Here is a 4,191-nt window from a genome sequence, read left to right as displayed (position 1 = left end):
CGGTTCATCGAGCAGATGCCCCTGGACGCCGACCACGGCTGGACCCGGGCGGACATGGTCACCGCCGCCGAGATCCGCCACCGGCTCGCCGGCCGGTTCCGGCTGGCCCCGCACCCGGGGCCGCGCGAGGGCGCCCCGGCCGAGCTGTGGGACGTCCACCCCCGCACGGCCAGCGCCGCCCCCGTGGACTCCGGCGCGACCTCGGACGCGACGTCCGCGGCGCCCCCCGCCGCGGCCTCCGCTCTGCGCCCCGGCGCCCAGGACCCGCCGCTGGGCACGGTGGGCGTCATCGCCTCCGTGACGGAGCCATTCTGCGCCGACTGCAAGCGGACCCGGATCACCGCCGAGGGCAGGATCCGCTCCTGCCTGTTCTCCCACGAGGAGGTCGAGCTGCTGCCGCTGCTGCGCACCGGTGCCACCGACGGACAGCTAGCCGAGCGCTGGCGGGCGGCGATGTGGGCGAAACCGGCCGCCCACGGCATGGACCACGTAGGCCTGGACTCCCCCGACTACGTCCAGCCGGAGCGCTCGATGAGCGCGATCGGAGGCTGACGCGCACCACGGGCCTCCCGACGCCGGTCGACCGGCTCCTCAGCCGCGGGGAGAACCGGCGCGCCGGGGCAGCAGCCAGCCCACCAGGACCACGGCTCCCGGCAGGGCCGAGATCAGGGCGAGCAGCCCGTAGCCGATCGAGATCGCGAAGCCGGTCCCGGCGGGCAGGCCGTGGGCCATCGCGGCCAGGGTGGTGATCCCCTCCCGCGGACCCCAGCCGCCCACCCCGACGGGCACGGACATCCCGGCGAGGCCCAGCACGGTGGTCCCCCACAGGTTCGCCAGGGTCTCCTGGGGTGCGGTGCGCACGGCCGCCAGCAGGAACAGCCCCTGGTAGCAGACCCAGGCGAGCACGGACAGCGCCCACACCCCGGCCCGGTCCCGCGCCGGGGCGCCGCTCGTGGAGCGCCAGGCGACGGCCCCCACGGCGAGCGCCCCGAGGCCGAGGACCGTGGCGAGCCAGCCGCCGACCGCCAGGGCCGGGACGACCCCGGCCGCGAGGAGCACGGACGTCCCCGCCAGCCGTTCGCCCAGCACGGAGCCGCCGGCGCCGGGCCAGCTGTCGCCGCGCCGGCGGCGGCGCAGCACCCGTACGGCGTCCCCGGTCACGCCCCCGGGCAGCAGCAGGTTGACGAGCCCGGACGCCCAGCACTCGCCCAGCGCCTCCCGGAAGCCGATCGGTGTGGCCCGGCTGCGGGCCACCAGCCGCCAGCGCTGGGCCTGGGCCGCGGTGGCCACGAGCCCGGCGCCCAGGGCGAGCGCCACGGTGGCGGGGGTGAGGATCCCGACGGCGCTGCGGACCGCGTCCGTGCCGAGCACGCGGAACAGCATGGCGAGGAGGACCAGCCCGGCCACCGCCTGCCCGGCGGCGAGCAGCACGCGGAGTACGGGCCGCCGCCGCGTGGGGGCGGGCGTGGTCTCGGCGGGCATGGGCGCAGTCTAGCCACCGCCCGCCGCCGCCCGGATTGACGCGGCGGGCCGGGCCCGCCCAGGATGAAGACCCCCGACGCGGAAGGCGACCGCATGCCCCTGGCCCGTTCCACCGGCCCGCACTCCTTGGCGCGCCGGGACGGTCTGCTCGCCTTCGCGGTGCTGGGCGGCGCCCTCGCGGCGCTCCTCCTCCTGGCGGACGCGGCGCTCCCCGTGCTGGCGTGCTCGGTGCTGCTGGGTCTCGCCGTGCTCGGGGCGGTGGTGCGCAGCACCGTGCGCCGCCGCGGCGAGCCCTACGGCCCCGCCGACCGGGTCACCGTGGGCCGCTCCGTGCTCGTCGCCCTGGCCGCCGCGCTCCTGCCCCTGGGGCTGGCCCCCGTGCTGGGGCATGACGGGGGCCGGCCCGCCGACGCCTGGTGCTGGGCCGTGTTCGCCGTCGCGCTGCCCGCGTGGCTGCTCGACGGGATCGACGGGTGGGTGGCGCGCCGCACCGGGACCGCCACGCGCGCCGGGGCCCGGTTCGACCAGGAGGTCGACGCCGTGCTGCTGCTGCTCCTCTCGGTGGCGGTCGCCGCCCGGATCGGGCTGCCGGAGGCGTGGTGGGTGGTGGTGATCGGCGCCCTGCGCTACCTCTTCCTGCTGGGCCTGCGAGTGCGCCCGGCGTGGCGCCGCGAGCTGCCCTTCTCCTCGTACCGGCGGGTGGTGGCGGGGATCCAGGGCGGCGTCCTGCTCGGCGCGCTGGTCCCCCTGATCCCGCTGCCGCTGGCCGTCACGGCCACCGTTGTGGCGCTCGTCCTGCTGCTGGTGTCCTTCGGCTGGGACGTGCTGTGGCTGGAGCGGTGCGCCCGCGGCCTCAGCTGACGGGCGGCAGGCCGAGCACGTCCGCGTGCCCCACCGTGGCCCGCAGCCGGCCGCGGGCGCAGTCCACCAGGCGGGTCCGCAGCCAGGCGTGGGCCTCGGCCGTGAGGTCCGGGCGGTGCTCCACGGCGGCGTCCGCGCGGTCGGCGAGGAACCGCTCCAGGAGGGGCCGGGCCCACGCCTGGTCGGAGATCCACCAGGGGGTGGGCGTCACGTCCACGACCATTCCGCGCTCCTGCAGGGCCTCCGCGGCCAGCCGCACGGCGTCGGTCCCGGCGAGCTCGCCGCGGTGCTGGTGGTCCTCGAAGGCCCCCAGCACCGAGGGGTCCAGGTGGTGGGGCGGGTCGAGGAGGACCTCGCCGTCGACGGTCAGGGCGAGCAGCGCTGGGACGGACTCCTCGGAGAGCACGCGGGCCAGGTCCCGGAGCTGCTGCCGGGTCAGCAGGTCGAGCAGGGCGGAGCACGTCACGAGCCGGCGGGCCGCCGGGTGCTCCGGGAGCACCCGGCCGAGCTCCTCGACCCCGGCGAGGACGGGCACGACGTCGGCCCCCTCCGCCCGGGCGGCGGCCACGGCCTGGTCGAGCAGCTCGCGGTCGTGGTCGAGCAGGATCCAGCGCTGGGGGCCGGGGAGGTGCCGGGCGAGCCAGGCCCGGTTCGCGCCCGTCCCGGCGCCGAGGTCCACCACCACGACCGGCTCGGTGTCCGCGGCGCCGGGGGCCGCGGCCGGCGGCAGCTGCTCCCAGTGCCGCACGATGCGGGCGATCAGCGGCAGGGAGTCCTCGCGGGCCGCGGCGTCGGCGGGCTCGCGCAGGGCCAGCCAGTCGCCGGCGACAGGACGGTCGGGGGCGGAGTGGTTCGTCATGACGGTCTCCTGGTGCGGTCGGGGTCGTGGTCGGGACTGCGTCCGAGGGCGTCGGACGGGTCGAAGGACGGGTCGAAGGACGGGTCGAGGTGCGGGCCGATCGCCGCGAGGACGTCGCGGGCGGTGTCCGTCCAGCTGCGCAGACGGTCGCGGCGGGCCAGTGCGGCGGCCCGCCACTGCGCGCGCAGGGCGGGGTCGGTCAGCCAGTCGCGCAGCACCGCGGTCCAGGCGGACGGGTCGGCGGGGTCGAGGGCGGCACCGGCCCGGAGGCCGGCGCCGGGCGGAACACCGGTGTCGGGCGCGCCCCGGGGCCCCGGCGTGCCGTCGAGGGCCTCGACCGCGCCGGTGCCGGCCGCGACCACCGCGGGCACGCCGTGGGCGAGCGCCTCGGTGACGACCATGCCGTAGGTCTCGGTCGTGGAGGGCAGCAGCAGCAGGTCGGTGCGCGCCCACTGCCGGGCCAGCGCGGCGCCCTCGAGGGGACCGGGGCAGCGCACGCGCCCCGGATCGGGGAGGTCCCGGACTGCCGCGCGCAGGGTGCGGACGTACTCGGGGCCGCCCTCGGGGCCGACGAGGTCGAGGGTCCAGCCGAGGGCGGTCAGCGGCGCGAGGGCCTCCAGCAGGAGGCCCTGGTTCTTGCGCGGGGTCAGGGACGCCAGACAGGTCAGCCGCGGCGGGCGCGACCCCGCGGCCACCGGTCCGCGCTCGGCCCCCGGCTCGGCCACGACGGCGTCCGCGGTGCCGTAGCGGCGGAGGAGGTCGCGGGCCGCCCAGGCGCTGGGCGCCAGCACGCCGGTGGCGGCGGCCAGAGCGGCAGCCTCCCGCCGGGCGAGCTCCGTGGCGGCCGCGGGGTCCAGCCCGGTCTCGGCGGGCAGGGGCAGGTGCACGAGCAGGTGCACGGGCAGCCCGGAGCGCACGGCGTCGTCGACCGCCTCCGGTGCCGCGCACCCCACGAGGCCGTCGAGGGCGACGGCCCGTCCGGGGGCCGG

Annotated in this window: 4 protein-coding genes and 1 pseudogene; 2 read left to right on the top strand and 3 right to left on the bottom strand. The window is 78.6% G+C overall.

The genetic code is table 11. From position 1 onward, the window contains the following. Positions 1 to 552, top strand: a pseudogene (locus CK505_RS17945) (GTP 3',8-cyclase MoaA); the annotation flags it as partial. 39 nt (positions 553 to 591) lie between these two features. On the opposite strand, the gene CK505_RS17940 reads toward CK505_RS17945, so the two are convergent. Further along, positions 592 to 1,482 (bottom strand): lysylphosphatidylglycerol synthase domain-containing protein, encoded by an 891-nt coding sequence (locus CK505_RS17940; protein ID WP_095651907.1) that lies wholly within the window; start codon positions 1,480 to 1,482, stop codon positions 592 to 594. Positions 1,483 to 1,575: 93 nt separating this feature from the next. Between CK505_RS17940 and CK505_RS17935 the strand changes: the two genes are divergently transcribed. Further along, positions 1,576 to 2,343, top strand: coding sequence for a CDP-alcohol phosphatidyltransferase family protein (locus tag CK505_RS17935; RefSeq protein ID WP_141246872.1), 768 nt, complete (start codon positions 1,576 to 1,578; stop codon positions 2,341 to 2,343). On the opposite strand, the gene CK505_RS17930 is transcribed toward CK505_RS17935, so the two are convergent. Then, entirely contained in the window at positions 2,336 to 3,202 is an 867-nt protein-coding gene (locus CK505_RS17930) for a class I SAM-dependent methyltransferase (protein WP_095651905.1), read from the bottom strand. The genes CK505_RS17935 and CK505_RS17930 overlap by 8 nt on opposite strands. Further along, positions 3,199 to 4,191: glycosyltransferase family 4 protein (locus tag CK505_RS17925; RefSeq protein WP_095651904.1), on the bottom strand; the 993-nt coding region annotated here is incomplete at its 5' end. The genes CK505_RS17925 and CK505_RS17930, both read right to left, overlap by 4 nt.

Origin of the sequence: Kocuria sp. WN036 (assembly GCF_002287015.1) — a bacterium.
Taxonomy (GTDB): domain Bacteria; phylum Actinomycetota; class Actinomycetes; order Actinomycetales; family Micrococcaceae; genus Kocuria; species Kocuria rosea.
This window is presented reverse-complemented; position numbering and strand designations above follow the sequence as displayed.

Excerpts from the sequence above, each read along its gene's own strand:
- CK505_RS17940 (WP_095651907.1), bottom strand. The coding sequence starts at position 1,482 with ATGCCCGCCGAGACCACGCCCGCCCCCACGCGGCGGCGGCCCGTACTC.
- CK505_RS17935 (WP_141246872.1), top strand. The coding sequence starts at position 1,576 with ATGCCCCTGGCCCGTTCCACCGGCCCGCACTCCTTGGCGCGCCGGGAC.
- CK505_RS17930 (WP_095651905.1), bottom strand. The coding sequence starts at position 3,202 with ATGACGAACCACTCCGCCCCCGACCGTCCTGTCGCCGGCGACTGGCTG.